The organism is Vibrio sp. 1288 (assembly GCF_033344475.1).
Map to the genome: position 1 here is coordinate 1 of NZ_JAWPOX010000817.1, position 592 is coordinate 592.

At 45.4% G+C, this 592-nt stretch carries 1 protein-coding gene and 1 pseudogene; one reads left to right on the forward strand and one right to left on the reverse strand.

Annotated features, from left to right (window positions below):
* Nucleotides 1–215: pseudogene (locus tag R8O11_RS29540) on the forward strand (glycerophosphoryl diester phosphodiesterase); the annotation flags it as partial.
* 30 nt (nucleotides 216–245) lie between these two features.
* On the opposite strand, the gene R8O11_RS29545 reads toward R8O11_RS29540, so the two are convergent.
* A partial coding sequence (locus R8O11_RS29545) for a L,D-transpeptidase family protein (RefSeq protein ID WP_318195166.1) occupies nucleotides 246–592 on the reverse strand: 347 nt, incomplete at its 5' end.

Genomic DNA, 592 nt, shown 5'->3' on the forward strand with positions numbered 1-592 from the left:
AGTTTTTTACAAAAAAAGACGGGCTATTATTAGATGAAGTGGCAGCCTACAGCTGTAACCTAAATATTAACTGGGTTCGTTCGCGTCAGATCATTAAGCTGCAAGAAGCGGGCTATAAGGTCATGTGTTACACGGTCAACAACCCGAATAAGCTCAAGCACCTTCCGCAATTAGATGGCATTTTTAGTGACCATCCAAAACGTTTTATGCAATAACCTTTCAAAGCTCCCGTGGGATAACGAGTCCTACCACTCGATCGTGATCGGTGTTCCCATGGTGACAAGCTGGATGAATTCATCCATTTCTTCATTGGTGAGCGCAATACACCCGTTGGTCCAATCAAAACTCTGAATAAAGCTAGGATCTTGCGTCTCACCATTCTTTAAACCATGAATTTTAATGTTCCCACCTGGGGAGACACCTCTCCGGTGCGCCTCTAACGTGTCAATAGCATCGGGATAGCTAATGTGCACCGAGCGATAAAACGCAGAATCCTCAATCACGTAATCGAGCGTGTAACTGCCTTCTGGCGTTCGGTTGTCGCCTTCTTCTTGCTTATGGCCTTTAGGACTGGCACCCAATGCAATACGAT